This window comes from Amphritea sp. GJ51-11 (assembly GCF_055808735.1).
Genome location: NZ_CM147881.1, coordinates 10,001 through 27,213, shown reverse-complemented (window position 1 = coordinate 27,213; position 17,213 = coordinate 10,001). Strand labels below are relative to the sequence as shown.

General features: G+C 48.8%; 11 protein-coding genes and 2 rRNA genes (1 of these 13 cut by a window edge). 3 read left to right on the top strand and 10 right to left on the bottom strand.

Features of this window, described 5'->3' with window-relative positions:
• Positions 1-2 precede the first annotated feature (2 nt).
• From tpiA to rlmE, 5 genes are all read right to left on the bottom strand, one after another.
• Positions 3-767 (bottom strand): triose-phosphate isomerase, encoded by a 765-nt coding sequence (gene tpiA / locus AC0L4K_RS00095; RefSeq protein WP_473267808.1) that lies wholly within the window; start codon positions 765-767, stop codon positions 3-5.
• Between the two features lie 87 nt (positions 768-854).
• Positions 855-2,189, bottom strand: coding sequence for a phosphoglucosamine mutase (gene glmM / locus AC0L4K_RS00090; protein ID WP_473267807.1), 1,335 nt, complete (start codon positions 2,187-2,189; stop codon positions 855-857).
• Positions 2,182-3,054: a dihydropteroate synthase gene (folP, locus tag AC0L4K_RS00085; RefSeq protein ID WP_473267806.1), complete on the bottom strand. Its 873-nt coding sequence runs from the start codon at positions 3,052-3,054 to the stop codon at positions 2,182-2,184. The genes glmM and folP overlap by 8 nt, the downstream gene beginning before the upstream one ends.
• Before the next feature lie 72 nt (positions 3,055-3,126).
• A complete protein-coding gene (gene ftsH, locus AC0L4K_RS00080) occupies positions 3,127-5,088 on the bottom strand; it encodes an ATP-dependent zinc metalloprotease FtsH (protein ID WP_473269183.1) in 1,962 nt (653 codons plus the stop codon).
• 89 nt (positions 5,089-5,177) lie between these two features.
• A complete protein-coding gene (rlmE, locus tag AC0L4K_RS00075; RefSeq protein ID WP_473267805.1) occupies positions 5,178-5,810 on the bottom strand; it encodes a 23S rRNA (uridine(2552)-2'-O)-methyltransferase RlmE in 633 nt (210 codons plus the stop codon).
• 109 nt (positions 5,811-5,919) lie between these two features.
• Between rlmE and AC0L4K_RS00070 the strand changes: the two genes are divergently transcribed.
• Positions 5,920-6,222 carry a YhbY family RNA-binding protein gene (locus AC0L4K_RS00070; protein WP_473267804.1) on the top strand — a complete coding sequence of 101 codons (303 nt, stop codon included), beginning with the start codon at positions 5,920-5,922 and terminating at the stop codon, positions 6,220-6,222.
• 62 nt (positions 6,223-6,284) lie between these two features.
• Here the strand turns inward: AC0L4K_RS00070 and greA are convergent, their stop codons facing one another.
• The 3 genes from greA to carA all read right to left on the bottom strand — a co-directional run bounded on the left by greA (position 6,285) and on the right by carA (position 11,201).
• Positions 6,285-6,761: a transcription elongation factor GreA gene (gene greA / locus AC0L4K_RS00065; protein WP_417227473.1), complete on the bottom strand. Its 477-nt coding sequence runs from the start codon at positions 6,759-6,761 to the stop codon at positions 6,285-6,287.
• Positions 6,762-6,772: 11 nt separating this feature from the next.
• On the bottom strand, positions 6,773-9,979 hold the full coding sequence (gene carB, locus AC0L4K_RS00060) for a carbamoyl-phosphate synthase large subunit (protein WP_417227475.1): 3,207 nt from the start codon (positions 9,977-9,979) through the stop codon (positions 6,773-6,775).
• 88 nt (positions 9,980-10,067) lie between these two features.
• On the bottom strand, positions 10,068-11,201 hold the full coding sequence (gene carA, locus AC0L4K_RS00055) for a glutamine-hydrolyzing carbamoyl-phosphate synthase small subunit (RefSeq protein WP_473267803.1): 1,134 nt from the start codon (positions 11,199-11,201) through the stop codon (positions 10,068-10,070).
• Positions 11,202-11,476: 275 nt separating this feature from the next.
• On the opposite strand from carA, the gene AC0L4K_RS00050 reads away from it, so the two are divergent.
• Both AC0L4K_RS00050 and AC0L4K_RS00045 read left to right on the top strand, forming a co-directional pair.
• A complete protein-coding gene (locus AC0L4K_RS00050) occupies positions 11,477-13,456 on the top strand; it encodes a methyl-accepting chemotaxis protein (RefSeq protein WP_473267802.1) in 1,980 nt (659 codons plus the stop codon).
• A gap of 59 nt (positions 13,457-13,515) precedes the next feature.
• A complete protein-coding gene (locus AC0L4K_RS00045) occupies positions 13,516-15,387 on the top strand; it encodes an alkaline phosphatase D family protein (protein WP_473267801.1) in 1,872 nt (623 codons plus the stop codon).
• Between the two features lie 133 nt (positions 15,388-15,520).
• On the opposite strand, the gene rrf is transcribed toward AC0L4K_RS00045, so the two are convergent.
• Together rrf and AC0L4K_RS00035 are read right to left on the bottom strand one after the other, a co-directional pair.
• Positions 15,521-15,636, bottom strand: a 5S ribosomal RNA gene (rrf, locus tag AC0L4K_RS00040).
• A gap of 163 nt (positions 15,637-15,799) precedes the next feature.
• Positions 15,800-17,213, bottom strand: a 23S ribosomal RNA gene (locus tag AC0L4K_RS00035); it runs 1,479 nt beyond the window's last position.

Below are 17,213 nucleotides of genomic sequence, written 5' to 3'. Positions count from 1 at the left end.
ACTTACTTACGACTCTCTGTCGCCGCAGCGCAGATCGTCAGGAATTCGTCAGCTTTCAGCGATGCGCCACCAATCAAACCACCATCAATATCCTGCTGAGCTAATAACTCAGCCGCATTACCGGCGTTCATACTACCGCCATACAGAATTGACAGCTGATCAGCGATATCAGCATCGCATTCAGCAAGTTGCGCACGGATAGCAGCATGTACTTCCTGCGCCTGCTCTGGGGTTGCTGTCAAACCTGTACCTATAGCCCAGACAGGTTCGTATGCAATCACCACAGAGGCAAAATCTTTAACACCAACACGTTGTAAAACCGCATCAATCTGCGCAGCAACTAACGCGAGTGTTTCACCTGCATTGCGCTGTTCCAGCGTCTCACCAACGCACAGAATCGGGATCAAGCCTGCGGCCAATGTCGCAGCCACTTTATCAGCCACATCTGCATTTGATTCAGCAAATATGCTACGGCGCTCTGAGTGACCTAGGATGACATACTCACATCCAATATCCTCAAGCATTTCCAGCGACCACTCACCGGTCAATGCCCCGGCAGACAGCGCAGAAACATTTTGCGCGCCTAAAGCAATCGGCGCACTGCCTAATTGCTGCTTAACCTGTGACAAATAGACAGCGGGCGGACAGACTAATGTCACCAACCCCTCAACAACAGGTACACCTGCAGTAAGGCTTTCCAGCAACGTCTTAATCGACTTACTGGTTCCGTTCATTTTCCAATTTCCGGCGACTATCGTCTTACGCATGAGTTCCCCTCTGTGCAAAGCGGCGCACATAGTAACGAGTTTCCTGATAAGTTACAAGCGACTAGCGCGTACAAAATAATAAAAAATTCAGAGCGCTTGGCGTACGACTTCGGCCAACTCCTGACACAGCCCTTCAACCCAAGCCTCATCATCGCCCTCAACCATTACTCTTACGAGCGGCTCAGTGCCAGAAGGACGCAATAATACACGACCTCGCTCACCTAAGCGCGATTCAACATCCGCAACCGCAGACTGCACCTCCGTCAGCGAAAGCACATCAACCTTTTCATTTAACCGCACATTAATCATGGTTTGCGGCATTTTGCCCATCGCCGATTTAAGTGTATGCAACGAACTATTCGCATCAGTCATGGCCTTCAACACCTGTAAAGCCGCCACAATGCCATCCCCGGTCGAGGTCAACTGGCGGCAAATCAGATGCCCTGACGATTCGCCACCAAGAAACCAGTCCTTCGCTAATAATTGCTCTAGCACATAACGGTCACCAACCTGCGCCCGAACAAACGGAATTGCAGCATGCTTAAGCCCTTGCTCAAGACCGAAGTTGCTCATCAGAGTACCGACAACTCCTCCGTTAAGCTGGCCCTTTTGATGCAAAGCCATCGCGATAATGAACAGCAATTCATCGCCATCAACTTGTTCTCCTTTGTGATCAACCATAATCAGCCGATCACCATCGCCGTCCAAAGCAACACCCAAATCGGCCTGCTGATCAATGACCGTTTGTTGTAATAAGGCCGTCGAAGTCGCACCACAGGCTTCATTGATATTAATACCATCTGGAGATGAGCCTATCTCTATCACTGAAGCACCTAACTCACGGAATACTTTTGGCGCAATGTGATAGGTTGCACCATTGGCACAATCGACTACGATTTTCAGGTCTTTTAAGCTCAAATCCCCGGAAACCGTACCTTTACAGAATTCAATGTAGCGACCTGCAGCATCTTCTATACGACGCGCTTTACCCAATTCAGCGGCATCCACCGTCGTCATCGCCATATCCATCTGCGCTTCTATCGCGTGCTCAATCTCATCAGGAAGCTTGGTGCCCTGTTCTGAAAAGAACTTAATACCATTATCATAATATGGGTTGTGCGAAGCACTGATAACAATACCCGCGTTACAGCGAAAAGTACGCGTTAGATAGGCAATAGCGGGGGTCGGCATCGGCCCTAACAACAACACATCCACACCGGCCGCTGACAAACCTGCCTCAAGGGCTGATTCAAACATATAGCCTGAAATTCGAGTATCTTTGCCAATAATAATCTTACTGCGCCCTTCCCGAGCAAACACCTTACCGGCGGCCCAACCGAGCTTCAACATAAAGTCCGGGGTGATCGGCGCAGTGCCGACCTTACCGCGAATACCATCCGTGCCAAAATATCGCTTAGTCATTATCAACTTTCCTTTCATGCAAGATCGCTTCGGTCATGCGTACGACATCAACCGTTTCTTTAACATCATGAACCCTGAAAATATGCCCGCCCTGCTGTACGCCGATGGCCACAGTTGCTAGACCACCCGCCAAACGCTGATCAACCGGACGGTTTAACACGTGATTGAGCATACTCTTACGTGACGTACCCACCAGCAGCGGCAGATCAAATTGAAGCAACTGACGTAAATTATTAAGCAAACGTAAATTATGTTCGACTGTCTTCCCGAAACCAAAACCGGGATCAAGAATAATCTGATCGCGGGTAATGCCTACGCTATGACAGGCTTCAATTCGCTGCTGTAGAAAACAACTAACATCGTCTAGTACATCGTCATATTCCGGTGCATTCTGCATCGTTGCTGGACTACCCTGCATATGCATGACACAGACCGGCAGATGAGTCGCTGCAGCCGCCTCTAACGCTCCTTCACGACCTAAAGCACGGACATCATTAATGAGACCTGCGCCTAACCTTGCCGATGCTGTCATCACCTCAGGTGCGCTAGTATCTACCGAGATAATAACATCCAGCTCAGCATTAATTCTTTCGACCACCGGCAGGACTCGGTCCAACTCTTCTTGCAATGAGACCGCGGCAGCGCCTGGACGGGTGGATTCACCGCCAATATCAATAATGGCCGCCCCATTCTCTACCATCTGCCGAGCACGCTTAACGGCCTGATCAACACAGAGCTGACGGGACTCATATAGAGAACCACCATCGGAGAACGAATCAGGGGTCACATTAACAATGCCCATGACTTGAGGGCGGCTCAAATCGAGAGAGCGGGAACCAAAACGATAGGTCGAAAAATCAATCACTGCTGTTTCCATCGCAGAAAGATTATTAAAAAAGCCGGTCAGAGACCGGCCTTATAGCGTTACATCAATAGATCAGCGCGGCGTTTCATCCGGCGTATCAGTATCCGCATCAGATGACGGCTCGTCACCTTTAGCTTGATGCTCTTCATCAAGATCAAACTCTTCCTCTTTCGCGGCAGCCGCTTCTTCTTCAGCAGCTTTAGAGTCAGATTCCTGCCAGCCTTCTGGCGGACTAACAGGCTTACGCGCCATCAACTCATCCAACTGTTTGCTATCGATGGTTTCATACTTCAATAGCGCTTCAGTCATTGCATCAAGAATATCGCGGTTATCCTCCAGCATCTTATAAGCTTTAGCGTAACACTCATCGATAATTTTACGGGTTTCGGCATCGATTTTACGCTGCACCTCTTCAGACATCGCTTTACTTGGCTGCCCATAACCCCTGTTAAACGGGTCCTGTTCTTCATCATCATACAGAATAGGACCAAGTTCATCGGTCAAACCCCAGCGAGACACCATGTTCCGCGCCAAGCTAGTCGCCCGTTGAATATCATTAGAAGCACCGGTGGTCACGCCATCTTTACCGAGAGTCATCTCTTCAGCAATACGGCCACCATATAGGCTACAAATGTTGGAGATCAACAACTTACGACTATGGCTGTAACGATCTTCTTCCGGCAGGAACATGGTGACACCCAACGCCCGGCCACGAGGAATAATCGATACTTTATAAACTGGGTCATGCTCAGGCATCAGACGACCAACGATCGCATGACCGGACTCATGATAAGCCGTATTCCGACGTTCTTCATACGACATCACCATGGACTTACGCTCGGCACCCATCATGATTTTATCTTTGGCGCGCTCAAACTGCTCCATACCTACCGTCCGCTTACCGGAACGGGCAGCAAATAACGCCGCCTCGTTCACGAGGTTAGCAAGGTCTGCACCGGAGAAACCGGGAGTACCTCGGGAGATCAGATCAGGCTTAACGTCATCGCCTAATGGTACTTTACGCATGTGCACTTTCAAAATCTGTTCGCGGCCACGGATATCCGGCAAGCCAACATGTACTTGACGGTCAAATCGGCCCGGACGCAATAACGCAGGGTCAAGCACGTCGGGACGGTTAGTCGCGGCAATCACGATGACGCCTTCAGTACCTTCAAAACCATCCATCTCAACCAACAATTGGTTCAGTGTCTGCTCACGCTCATCGTTACCGCCACCCATACCAACACCACGGTGACGACCGACCGCATCGATCTCATCAATAAAGATGATACAAGGCGCATTTTTCTTCGCCTGTTCAAACATATCTCGAACACGTGAGGCACCAACACCCACAAACATCTCAACAAAATCAGAACCAGAGATCGTAAAGAACGGCACCTTAGCTTCACCGGCAATCGCTTTCGCCAGCAACGTCTTACCCGTACCTGGACTACCTGACATCAGCACACCACGGGGAATATGCCCACCGAGTCGCTGAAACTTACCAGGGTCACGCAGATAATCCACCAGTTCTTTAACCTCTTCCTTGGCTTCTTCAACACCCGCCACATCGTCAAAGGTCGTTTTAATCTGATCTTCGCTCATCATTCGGGCTTTAGACTTACCAAATGACATCGGGCCGCCTTTACCGCCCCCACCACCTTGCATCTGCCGCATGAAGAACATAAAGATGGCCAGAATAATCAGTATTGGGAAGCTGGCAACCAGCAGTTGAGTCCAAACACTCTGCTTCTCAGGCTGTTTACCTTCAATCACCACTTTATGGTTATACAAGTCATCAACCAGCTTAGGGTCCTGCAAGGCTGGCCGCACAGTCGCAAAATGCTCACCATTGATCCGCTCACCCTCGATGGTATAACCATCAATCACCACGCGACGAATCTGATCACTCTTCACCGCACTGATAAATTCAGAGTAATTGAGGTTCTGCGATGTACCTTCGCTGTTAAAGTTATTGAAAACCGTTAACAGCACTGCCGCGATAACCAGCCACAGTACTAAATTCTTTGCCATATCGTTCAAAGGAAAACCCTCTGTTTTCTCAAAATTAGTGTCCGTCCGAAAACAAACAAAACTACAGTAGTTATACTGTGTTGACCATATCAGGGACGGAAATTTCGTCCAATCAGATAGACTTCACGCGAACGGGCCCTTGATGAGTCCGGCTTACGGGTATATACCTTAGTAAAGCTGCTGCGCATATCGTTCATATATTCATCAAATCCTTCACCCTGAAAGACTTTAGCAACAAAGTCACCTCCGGGCTTCAAAACCTGACGAGCCATATCCAACGCCAATTCAACCAGATACATCGCCGCCGGCTGATCAACAGCATTCATACCACTCATATTGGGGGCCATATCGGAAATTACAAGGTCTGCCAGTTCATCTCCTAAGGTTTCTAGGATCTGATTCAGTACCGCTTCCTCGGTAAAATCCCCCTGCACAAACTGCACACCGGGTAATGGGTCCATAGCTAAGATATCCGACGAGACCACCCGACCATCGTCGCCAACCAGCTCTGCCGCCACCTGAGACCAGCCACCAGGGGCCGCTCCTAGGTCCATCAAGGTCATACCCGGACGAATCAGTTTATCTTTTTCATTCAATTCCAGCAGCTTAAAACTCGCTCTAGAACGATATCCAAGCTCTCTGGATTTTTTTACATACTGATCGTCGAAGTGTTCTTGCAGCCAACGACCGCTGCTTTTTGATCTTGCCACCAACAACCCCATTCGGAATTTGAGTCAATGTCTACTTTCTGCCCACTAACTCAGGTAAAATCGGTTAATTATGATTCTGAGCGGGTCGTCCGCTCCAACATTAAAGGTCAAGTATTTTAGTATGAGCTTAACCCCTACGCAAAAGAAGCAGTTCCGAACCATCGGTCACGGCCTCAATCCAATCCTCACCGTCGCCGGTAACGGCCTGAGTGAGAACATTCTACTGGAAGCTGATCGCGCTCTGGAAGACCACGAGCTCATCAAAATCAAATTTGCTGTGGGCGACCGCGAAGCAAAAAAACAGCTGATCAGCGAAATGGCTAAAATTGTAGAAGCCACTGTTGTCCAAGAGATCGGCAATATTGCGCTACTGTATCGCGCCGCGAAGAGCCCAGACCCGAAACTGTCTAACCTGTTACGTTAATGTAGCGAGGCTAGATCAACAACAAAAAACCGCCAAAAGGCGGTTTTTTTTATCCTACAGCATCAGATATGGCGAACTTGATCAATTTCATACTCAACGCCGCCACCCGGCGTCTGCACAACCGCCACATCACCCTCTTCTTTGCCAATCAAAGCGCGAGCAATTGGTGAGCTGATTGAAATTTTACCATTTCTAATATTAGCTTCGTCATCTCCAACAATTTGATACGTGACCGTCTCATCAGTATCTAGATTAAGCAGGTCGACGGTGGTTCCGAAAATCACTTTCCCGGTATGCGGTATCTGCGTGACATCAATCACTTGAGCCGATCCCAGCTTACCCTCTAGCTCTTGAATGCGCCCTTCGATAAAACCTTGCTGCTCACGTGCTGCATGGTATTCCGCATTTTCTTTCAGGTCACCATGTTCACGCGCTTCAGCAATAGAAGCAATGACAGTCGGACGCTGAACGGTTTTAAGATCGTCCAGCTCTTCCCGCAATGCTTTTTCACCGCCTACGGTCATTGGAAACTTTTTCATAACACTATTCCTTAATGAAGATCTTGCAAACGACGTACGGTTTTTTCTTCACCATACTGCATCGCTTTTGTCATCGCTTCAGCACCTGCCAGCGTCGTGCTATACGGCACTTTATGCTGGAGCGCGGAACGACGAATCTCAGCCGAGTCTGCAATCGCCTTACGGCCTTCCGTGGTGTTGATAACGTAAACGATTTCATCGTTTTTCAGCATATCAACAATGTTAGGACGACCTTCCATCACCTTGTTGACGACCTGAACATCAAGACCATCCTGTTTCAACAAGTCAGCGGTACCTCGAGTAGCAACCAGTGTAAAGCCGAGACCAACCAGATCACGAGCAACCGGCAGTACATTGTGCTTATCCACATCACGCACAGAGATGAACGCCTTACCCGTTGCAGGCATCTTCTCGCCAGCACCCAGTTGCGCTTTCATGAAGGCTTCACCAAAGGTTTCACCGACCCCCATCACTTCACCGGTCGATTTCATTTCCGGTGACAAAATAGGATCAACGCCTTGGAACTTATTGAACGGGAATACCGCTTCCTTAACGTTAAACAGCGTCGGCACGATCTCTTCGGTAAAACCAATCTCCTTGAGTGTTTTACCGGTCATCACCTGAGCGCCAATCTTAGCCAGAGAAACACCGATACACTTAGACACAAAAGGAACCGTACGAGAAGCACGCGGGTTCACTTCAATGACATACACTTCACCGTCCTGATAGGCCAGCTGAGTATTCATCAGACCGACGACACCAAGCTCTAACGCCATCTTACGCACCATATCGCGCATTTTGTTCTGCAGCTCTTCTGGCAGGCTATAAGGCGGCAATGAGCATGCAGAGTCACCGGAGTGAACACCCGCTTGTTCGATATGCTGCATAATGGCACCGATAACCACGGTTTCGCCATCACATACCGCATCGATATCCACTTCTACTGCCGCATTAAGGAAGTGATCCAACAATACCGGGGCATCATGGGAAACCTTAACCGCAGAGGTCATGTACTGACGTAGCTCAGACTCTTTATAAACGATCTCCATAGCCCGACCACCCAATACATAGGATGGACGTACAACCAGCGGATAGCCCAGTTTCTCGGCTTCGATAATCGCTTCTTCAAGTGAGCGTACTGTGGCATTTTCAGGCTGTTTCAAACCCAGACGCTTAAGCATCTGCTGGAACTGTTCACGGTCTTCCGCGCGGTCAATCGCTTCCGGAGACGTACCGATAATCGGCACACCGGCGTGCTCAAGTGCCAATGCCAGCTTCAACGGTGTTTGACCACCATACTGTACGATAACGCCCTTAGGCTTCTCGACATGTACGATTTCCAGCACATCTTCCAAAGTGATCGGCTCAAAATAGAGGCGGTCAGAGGTATCATAATCGGTTGAAACAGTTTCGGGGTTACAGTTGACCATGATAGTTTCATAACCATCTTCCCGCGCTGCGAGAGCCGCATGAACACAGCAATAATCAAACTCGATACCCTGACCAATACGGTTAGGACCACCACCGATGACCATGATCTTGTCACGCTCAGACGGATTCGCCTCGCACTCTTCCTCGTAGGTTGAGTACATATATGCCGTATCGGTAGAAAATTCAGCCGCACAGGTATCAACACGCTTAAACACCGGACGGATATTCAACTTGTGACGCTGCTTACGCACCTGTTTTTCCGATACGCCAAGCAAGGCGGCCAAACGAGTATCAGAGAAACCTTTACGTTTAAGGCGATATAACTCAGTTTTATCCAACTCAGACAGGGTCATCTCAGACACCCGCAGCTCATCTTTGATCAGATCTTCGACCTGAACCAAGAACCATGGATCAATACCAGACAGTTCATATAGCTCTTCAACGCTCATACCTAGACGGAATGCATCCCCCAGATACCAGATACGCTCGCCACCCGGCTGTTTCATCTCCCGGACGATTTCAGCACGGGCATCTTCACTTTTCAGATCAACGATAGGGTCTAATCCGGACGCACCGACCTCAAGGCCACGCAACGCTTTCTGCAGAGATTCCTGTTGTGTGCGACCAATCGCCATCACTTCACCCACAGACTTCATCTGCGTAGTCAGGCGATCATTCGCTTGCGGAAATTTTTCGAAAGTGAAGCGTGGAATCTTCGTCACAACATAGTCGATTGCCGGCTCAAACGAAGCAGGCGTCGCGCCGCCAGTAATATCGTTTTGCAGCTCATCAAGGGTGTAACCAATCGCCAGTTTTGCCGCGACTTTAGCAATCGGGAAGCCGGTCGCCTTAGAAGCCAAAGCAGATGAACGAGATACCCGTGGATTCATTTCGATGATCACAAAACGGCCGGTTTCGGGGCACTGACCAAACTGTACGTTTGAACCGCCAGTTTCAACGCCGATTTCACGCAACACCGCCAATGAAGCATCCCGCATCCACTGATATTCTTTATCCGTCAGGGTCTGTGCCGGAGCAACCGTAATAGAGTCACCGGTGTGCACGCCCATCGCATCGAAGTTTTCGATTGAGCAGACGATAATGCAGTTATCACTTTTATCGCGCACTACCTCCATCTCATACTCTTTCCAGCCGATCAAGGATTCATCAATCAACAACTCACTGGTCGGTGACAGGTCCAAGCCTCGCTCACAGATTTCGATAAACTCTTCTTTGTTATAAGCGATACCACCGCCGGTTCCGCCCATGGTAAAAGAGGGCCGAATAATACAAGGAAAACCGAGCTGTGACTGAACTTGCAACGCCTCTTCCATGCTGTGAGCAATCGCAGCACGAGGGCATTCCAAGCCAATAGACTTCATCGCTTTATCAAACCGATCACGGTCTTCTGCTTTATCAATGGTATCGGCGTTAGCACCAATCATCTCAACGCCAAACTGCTCAAGCACGCCTTCGCGTTCGAGATCAAGGGCGCAGTTCAATGCAGTCTGGCCGCCCATCGTTGGCAGTAGCGCATCGGGGCGTTCCTGCTCAATGATTTTAGCAACCGTTTTCCACTGAATTGGCTCGATATAGGTGGCATCAGCCATCGATGGATCCGTCATGATGGTCGCTGGGTTTGAGTTAACCAGAATGACGCGATAGCCCTCTTCTCGCAGAGCTTTACAGGCCTGGGCACCGGAGTAATCAAACTCACAGGCCTGACCGATAACGATAGGACCCGCACCGAGGATCAGAATACTTTGTATGTCCGTACGTTTTGGCATGTGTAAACAACCGATCGAAATTTTAATTCTTTAAAAACTACCCGGAGATCTCTCACGGGCAGTACGTATTGATCTTAAATCAGGCCCGTTAAGCCTTACGTGCTTCAATGTCGCGAATAAAGCGATCAAACAGCGGCGCAACATCGCGAGGGCCGGGGCTTGCTTCAGGGTGCCCCTGAAAACTAAAGGCCGCGCGATCTGTACGCTCAATACCCTGCAAGGATCCATCAAACAACGATTTATGGGTCGCCCGTAAAGTCGACGGTAAAGTATCTTCATCAACCGCAAAACCATGGTTCTGGCTGGTAATCATAACCTGCTTATTACTTAGGTCCTGTACCGGATGGTTTGCTCCATGATGACCAAACTTCATCTTCATTGTCTTCGCACCAGACGCCAACGCAAGCAACTGATGACCCAAGCAAATCCCAAACACCGGTACATCGGTTTTACAGATCGCTTGAATGGCATCAATAGCATAGTCGCAAGGCTCTGGATCCCCTGGGCCGTTCGACAAGAAAACGCCATCAGGATTCAACGCTAAGACGTCAGCCGCGGTGGTTTTAGCCGGAACAACCGTCAAACGACAACCACGTTCAACCAGCATCCGCAGAATATTACGCTTAACACCAAAGTCATAGGCGACAACATGGTGCGGGAGGTCGGCTTCAGCACGTTCTTGATGCCCGTTAACAGGGTGCCAAGTCGTTGATGTCCACTGATAGGCGTCGGCAGTCGTCACCTCTTTTGCTAAATCCATTCCCTTCAAACCTGGGAAGGCTTTCGCCGCGGCAAGTGCTTTATCTTCATCGATATCGCCGGCCATCACACAGCCGCTCAACGAGCCTTTTTCGCGTAAAATCCGCGTCAGACGACGGGTATCAATATCCGCAATACCGACAATATTATTCGCTTTCAGGTACTCATCCAGGTTCTGCTCACTACGCCAGTTGCTGGCTACCAGTGGCAGATCGCGGATCACAAGACCTGCAACCCATGATTGAGAGGATTCTTCATCCTCCTTGTTGGTTCCCACGTTACCGATGTGTGGATAGGTCAGGGTCACAATCTGACGACAGTACGATGGATCCGTCAGAATCTCCTGATAACCAGTCATGGAAGTATTAAATACGACTTCTCCGCTGGACTGGCCATCCGCGCCAATCGCTACTCCCCGGAAGATACTGCCGTCCTCAAGGGCCAGAATGGCTGGTCTTGTCAAAATTAACCTCCCCGCTTCTGTGCGAAAATCTAAACAGAATTAATAAACTGTAAGTTGCAAAAAAGCGAGGTAGAACAAAATGCCCGCCTCGCTTTTTTATAGAGAATTCTTATTGTGCATTTCTAGGATGCAAATCGGCGATATTTTAATCCATCTCGTCTAGCTTGTCTATGTAACCCGACCTCCCATTATGAGTATCTACCAAAAAGACTGAAACATGCCGGTAACAAGAAAGACATATAACTAGTTGCTTTAAACATTCGATGCTGTAAACGATGAAAATATCTCAGATTAATATCCTCGCAGGTAGCACTTTGCTACTGGTTGTCTCTGCAATGGCGGGCTTGATGCTTTGGTCCTTAGATCGCCTGAATACCAGTTTTGATAGAACCCGAAGTTATCAACAACTCCAAGTTCAGATCAACACTGAAGTAAGCCTGCCAATTCTGACCTATCTCAGTTCAGGCAACGCATCCCTGCTAAGCGAAATTGACAGCGCATTATCGCGGCTAATCAATGAAGAGTCCCAGGCAAAAAAGGCTATTATCGATGAGAGCCCAAGCGTAGAAAAAACACTGATAGAACTGCAAACCGTAGCGCTACTCAAACTGCGAGCGGCGGGCAAACTTCGTCAGCCCCAAGAACTGCTAATAAACAATGAGCGCGAAATACTTGCCAGCGTTAGTTTACTAACAGACTACGTCCTAACCGGCGGCTCACAGCGGCCGGCATTGCAACAACAATATTCGTCCCTGTTAACCCAGATTAATCTCGCTATCCCTGAACTCGCCCACAGCCGGCAACACTATTTCTCGGCGGCTCAACCGAATCGTAGCGACATCGATCAGCGTTTAACCAACCTAGCAACTCTAGGCCAACAACTTGAAGCGCTACCACGTTTTAACCTCTTCGAAGAACGTGAAAACAATGACGCGCTTAGTGCATTGCTAGGCAACGCCATCACTGAAGCCACCGTGACTCCGGATGAGCAGGGCGATCTGTACACCCACGAACTGAACAGCCTAATTAAGCGCTACGCGAAAGAGTTGCTAAATATTGAGAAAATCTACGCTCGCCGGGCTGACTCAATCGCAAACACCACGGAGCTGATTGACCAACTCAACGGACATCTACAAGGCAACCAAGATCGCCTACAGAAAAACTACGATGCAACTGGCCAACTCGTTAACCTTTTATTGCTCATCAGTCTGTCGCTGATTACGTTTATCGGTTTGATCATGTGTCTTCTTAGCACCCGGCTCAGCAACATTATCAGCCGCACCTGCAAACAACTAGATGCTTTAGCTAACGGCCAATTAAATAGTCAAACCAGCAAACCGAGTCGCATCCTCGAAATGACCATCCTCAACGACTCAATTAATCGCCTACGGAACTATTTCAGCGTCCTGATTGAGAAGATCAATACTGAAAGCAACGCATTAGACCGCCTGGGTAAAAACCTAAATAACAGCTCTGATACCCTAACCCAGATAGTGAAACAACAGCAGTCATCAACGGAACACACCTCTGTACAGATTGAACAGTTAAGCTGCTCATACCAGGAAGTCGCCGAAAGCGCTGTAAAGACATCTCAAGCTACCCGCCAAGCAACAGAAATTGCCATTCAGGGAGTTACCGAAATGCATAATACCAGCGCGAGCATTCAGCAACTTGAAGCAGAGGCTGATGCGACCCATCAAACACTTGAACAACTAAAAGATGATGGCAAAGAGATAGGAGCCGCACTGCATGTTATCCACAACTTTGCCGAGCAAACTAACTTGCTCGCCCTTAATGCCGCAATAGAAGCCGCTCGAGCTGGCGATAGCGGACGAGGATTTGCGGTCGTCGCTAACGAGGTCCGCTCACTCGCGGTAAATACAGCAAAAGCAGCCGACAACATCAATGCGATCATCAAAAAACTCAATGGTGCTATCGATCAAATGGCAAACAAGATTGAACGCCAAGCCCAGCATGTCAGTAACACGGTATTGTTAGCCGACAACGCCCGACAAAGTGTAGAGCAGATCCAACTGTCTATTAACGAAATCGATAGCATGAGTAGTATGATCGCCTCAGCCACTGAAGAGCAATCGACCGTAACAAACCAGATATCTGAGGGTATCAATATGACCCTTATACACTCTCAGGAGTCTGCACGGGAAGCCTATAATAACAAACAGCAGGCCCATCAATTAGATCTAACCAGCAACAGCTTAATGCAGCTGCTCAAGCAGTTCTCACAAAAACCATAATCGCACAGACCCTTTTATTTGCTAAGGTATAACGGAGACTCTACAGAGAAGCTGCATTGATGACAGATCTACCATTATTGCTTGCCGGCCCTATTGTCCGGCGATTAACCGCAACACAGCTAAATATTTGGTTAGTGACGAGCCAACCCGTGCGTATTGACAGCCAATTACAAAAGATTGGCACAGCGATAACGCATCAACAGACAGCGCATCAACTAAGTGCGGCCAAACACGCACACACTTACCTTTTACAACTTAATCTGAACGAGCCGCTGAGTCCTAATGATGTCATCAGTTATGACCTAATCTTTAACACTGACCAAGATAGCTTTGCGCTAATCGACCTTTGTAATGATATCTGCTATCCAGAGGAGGACAAAATCAGCCTTTGCTATCAACCACAACTGAGTTCAATTTTACATGGCTCCTGCCGAAAGCCTCATCACCCCGGTAGCGATGGACTTGCCATTGCCGATAAACGCATCACTCATACCCCAATAGCTGAAAGACCAGCTCTACTGATGATGTCAGGTGATCAAATCTATGCGGATGATGTCGCCGGACCTATGCTTCAGGCAATACATCAGATTATTGACTTACTCGAATTTCCTAATGAACCCTTATCAGGATCCGCTATCAACTGCGCCAGCGAACTCTATACACACTCCAACAACTACTATGCCCGAGATCAACTTTTACCCGATGATAAGCCCGCAAGTGACGCCTTAAAACGGTTATTCAAAGGTGTTCGAAAACCGGTCTTTACTAGCGACTCAGCACAGAACCATCTGATCACCTTTGCTGAGGTATTCACCATGTACCTGCTGGTTTGGTCACCCCAGCTCTGGCAGTTCGTACAGCTCGAACCCTGTGAGCAAATTCCAGCCCAAAACAGAGAGCGCTTTAAAAAGGAAAAAGCCATTATTGAATGCTTTAGTGATGAGCTGTTTCGCGTACAACGACTGATGGCGCATATTCCCAGCTATATGATCTTCGACGATCATGACGTAACCGATGACTGGAATCTAACACGCAGCTGGGAAGAAACAGCCTATGGCAATCCATTTGCCAGAGAGATGATCGGCAATGCTCTCATCGGATATTGGCTTTGCCAAGGTTGGGGTAATAACCCGGACGCTTTTTCACACTCATGGTTAACGACTGTCTGCAACGGGATCGCCACAACAGACCCTGAACAAAAAGCAAAGCTCATCGATGCAGTGTTACACTTTGATCAATGGCACTACAGCGTACCAACCTCGCCAACACTGATTGTTTTAGATACTCGTACTCATCGATGGCGCTCAGAAAGCGATGCAAACAAACCTTCAGGTCTTATGGACTGGCCAGCCCTTACCGAACTGCAGAATCAACTCATTAATGAGCCATCGGTGTTGCTGATATCACCAGCGCCCATTTTCGGCGTGAAATTAATCGAAATGATTCAACGCATATTCACATACCTAGGCAAACCGCTGCTAGTCGATGCGGAAAACTGGATGGCACATAAAGGCTCAGCTAATGTCATCCTCAATATTTTCCAGCATCCGAAAACCCCGGAGAATTTCATCATCCTCTCTGGAGATGTGCATTACTCATTTGCTTACGATATTCGGCTCAGGTCCCACCGCTCTAGCCCAAAGATATGGCAAATCACCTGCAGCGGCCTCAAAAATGAATTCCCTGCCAAGCTACTACACAAATTTGATCGCCTAAATACCATCTTTTACGGCTCACAATCGCCACTCAACTGGCTGACCAAACGCCGCAGAATGCACATTCGCGCACGCAAAGTCTCAACCAGTCCAGATTGCAGATTAAACCTAGGCAATGGTATCGGACACCTCACACTCAACTCGGCAGGACAACCCGAGAAAATTAGTGTGTGGATGGCAGAGGAAGAGATAGAGTTCATCGCTACTAAACCATAGTACGCATCAATTGCTTAGAAGGGGATAGACCAGCGCCAACAGTTAAGCCTTATGCTGGCAAACAACATCTCCAAAACACCCAAAACGAAAAAGCCCCGATCAAACTAATGATCGGGGCTGTCTCTTATTTGAAGCTTGGCGATGACCTACTCTCGCATGGGGAATCCCCACACTACCATTGGCGCTAAGACGTTTCACTTCCGAGTTCGGTAAGGGATCGGGTGGTTCCATCTCGCTATGGTCGCCAAGCAAAACTGGTTGCTCTAACGATTGAACTAAACGGTTTGTTAGTTCAAGCGTCATTAGAATCCTGTAACGGTGCTGCTTTGAGATGAGCTGTACAAGCTCTAATCCGTGTGACTTTTCAGTCGGTATCTTTCTTTATCAGCTTCCCAAACGCTTTTGGCGTTATATGGTCAAGCCTCACGAGCAATTAGTACTGGTTAGCTCAACGCCTCACAACGCTTACACACCCAGCCTATCAACGTCCTGGTCTTGAACGGCTCTTCAGGGGGCTCAAGGCCCCAGTGAGATCTCATCTTGAAGGGGGCTTCCCGCTTAGATGCTTTCAGCGGTTATCCTGTCCGAACGTAGCTACCGGGCAATGCCATTGGCATGACAACCCGAACACCAGAGGTTCGTTCACTCCGGTCCTCTCGTACTAGGAGCAACTCTTCTCAAATCTCAAACGTCCACGGCAGATAGGGACCGAACTGTCTCACGACGTTCTAAACCCAGCTCGCGTACCACTTTAAATGGCGAACAGCCATACCCTTGGGACCGGCTTCAGCCCCAGGATGTGATGAGCCGACATCGAGGTGCCAAACACCGCCGTCGATGTGAACTCTTGGGCGGTATCAGCCTGTTATCCCCGGAGTACCTTTTATCCGTTGAGCGATGGCCCTTCCATACAGAACCACCGGATCACTAAGACCTACTTTCGTACCTGCTCGACGTGTCTGTCTCGCAGTCAAGCGCGCTTATGCCTTTATACTCGATGCATGATTTCCGACCATGCTGAGCGCACCTTCGTACTCCTCCGTTACTCTTTAGGAGGAGACCGCCCCAGTCAAACTACCCACCACACAATGTCCTCGATCCCGATAAGGGACCTGAGTTAGAACCTCAATAGTACCAGGCTGGTATTTCAAGATTGGCTCCATCTGAACTGGCGTCCAGATTTCAAAGCCTCCCAGCTATCCTACACAAGTAATATCAAAGTCCACTGCGAAGCTATAGTAAAGGTTCACGGGGTCTTTCCGTCTAGCCGCGGATATACGGCATCTTAACCGCAATTTCAATTTCACTGAGTCTCGGGTGGAGACAGTGTGGCCATCGTTACGCCATTCGTGCAGGTCGGAACTTACCCGACAAGGAATTTCGCTACCTTAGGACCGTTATAGTTACGGCCGCCGTTTACTTGGGCTTCGATCAAGAGCTTCGCCGAAGCTAACCCCATCAATTAACCTTCAAGCACCGGGCAGGCGTCACACCCTATACGTCCACTTTCGTGTTTGCAGAGTGCTGTGTTTTTAATAAACAGTCGCAGCCACCTAGTATCTTCGACCGACGTAAGCTTAAGGAGCAAGTCCTATCACCCACATCGGCGTACCTTCTCCCGAAGTTACGGTACCATTTTGCCTAGTTCCTTCACCCGAGTTCTCTCAAGCGCCTTGGTATTCTCTACCTGACCACCTGTGTCGGTTTGGGGTACGATTTCTTGTTATCTGAAGCTTAGAAGTTTTTCCTGGAAGCATGGCATCAACCACTTCACCCAAAAGAGGGTTCGTCATCAATTCTCAGTCTTAAAAGGACCCGGATTTTCC

Bases quoted from the DNA above. Each gene is read 5' to 3' on its own strand.
- tpiA (WP_473267808.1), bottom strand. From the start codon at position 767: ATGCGTAAGACGATAGTCGCCGGAAATTGGAAAATGAACGGAACCAGT.
- glmM (WP_473267807.1), bottom strand. From the start codon at position 2,189: ATGACTAAGCGATATTTTGGCACGGATGGTATTCGCGGTAAGGTCGGC.
- ftsH (WP_473269183.1), bottom strand. From the start codon at position 5,088: ATGGCAAAGAATTTAGTACTGTGGCTGGTTATCGCGGCAGTGCTGTTA.
- rlmE (WP_473267805.1), bottom strand. From the start codon at position 5,810: ATGGGGTTGTTGGTGGCAAGATCAAAAAGCAGCGGTCGTTGGCTGCAA.
- AC0L4K_RS00070 (WP_473267804.1), top strand. From the start codon at position 5,920: ATGAGCTTAACCCCTACGCAAAAGAAGCAGTTCCGAACCATCGGTCAC.
- greA (WP_417227473.1), bottom strand. From the start codon at position 6,761: ATGAAAAAGTTTCCAATGACCGTAGGCGGTGAAAAAGCATTGCGGGAA.
- carB (WP_417227475.1), bottom strand. From the start codon at position 9,979: ATGCCAAAACGTACGGACATACAAAGTATTCTGATCCTCGGTGCGGGT.
- AC0L4K_RS00050 (WP_473267802.1), top strand. From the start codon at position 11,477: ATGAAAATATCTCAGATTAATATCCTCGCAGGTAGCACTTTGCTACTG.
- AC0L4K_RS00045 (WP_473267801.1), top strand. From the start codon at position 13,516: ATGACAGATCTACCATTATTGCTTGCCGGCCCTATTGTCCGGCGATTA.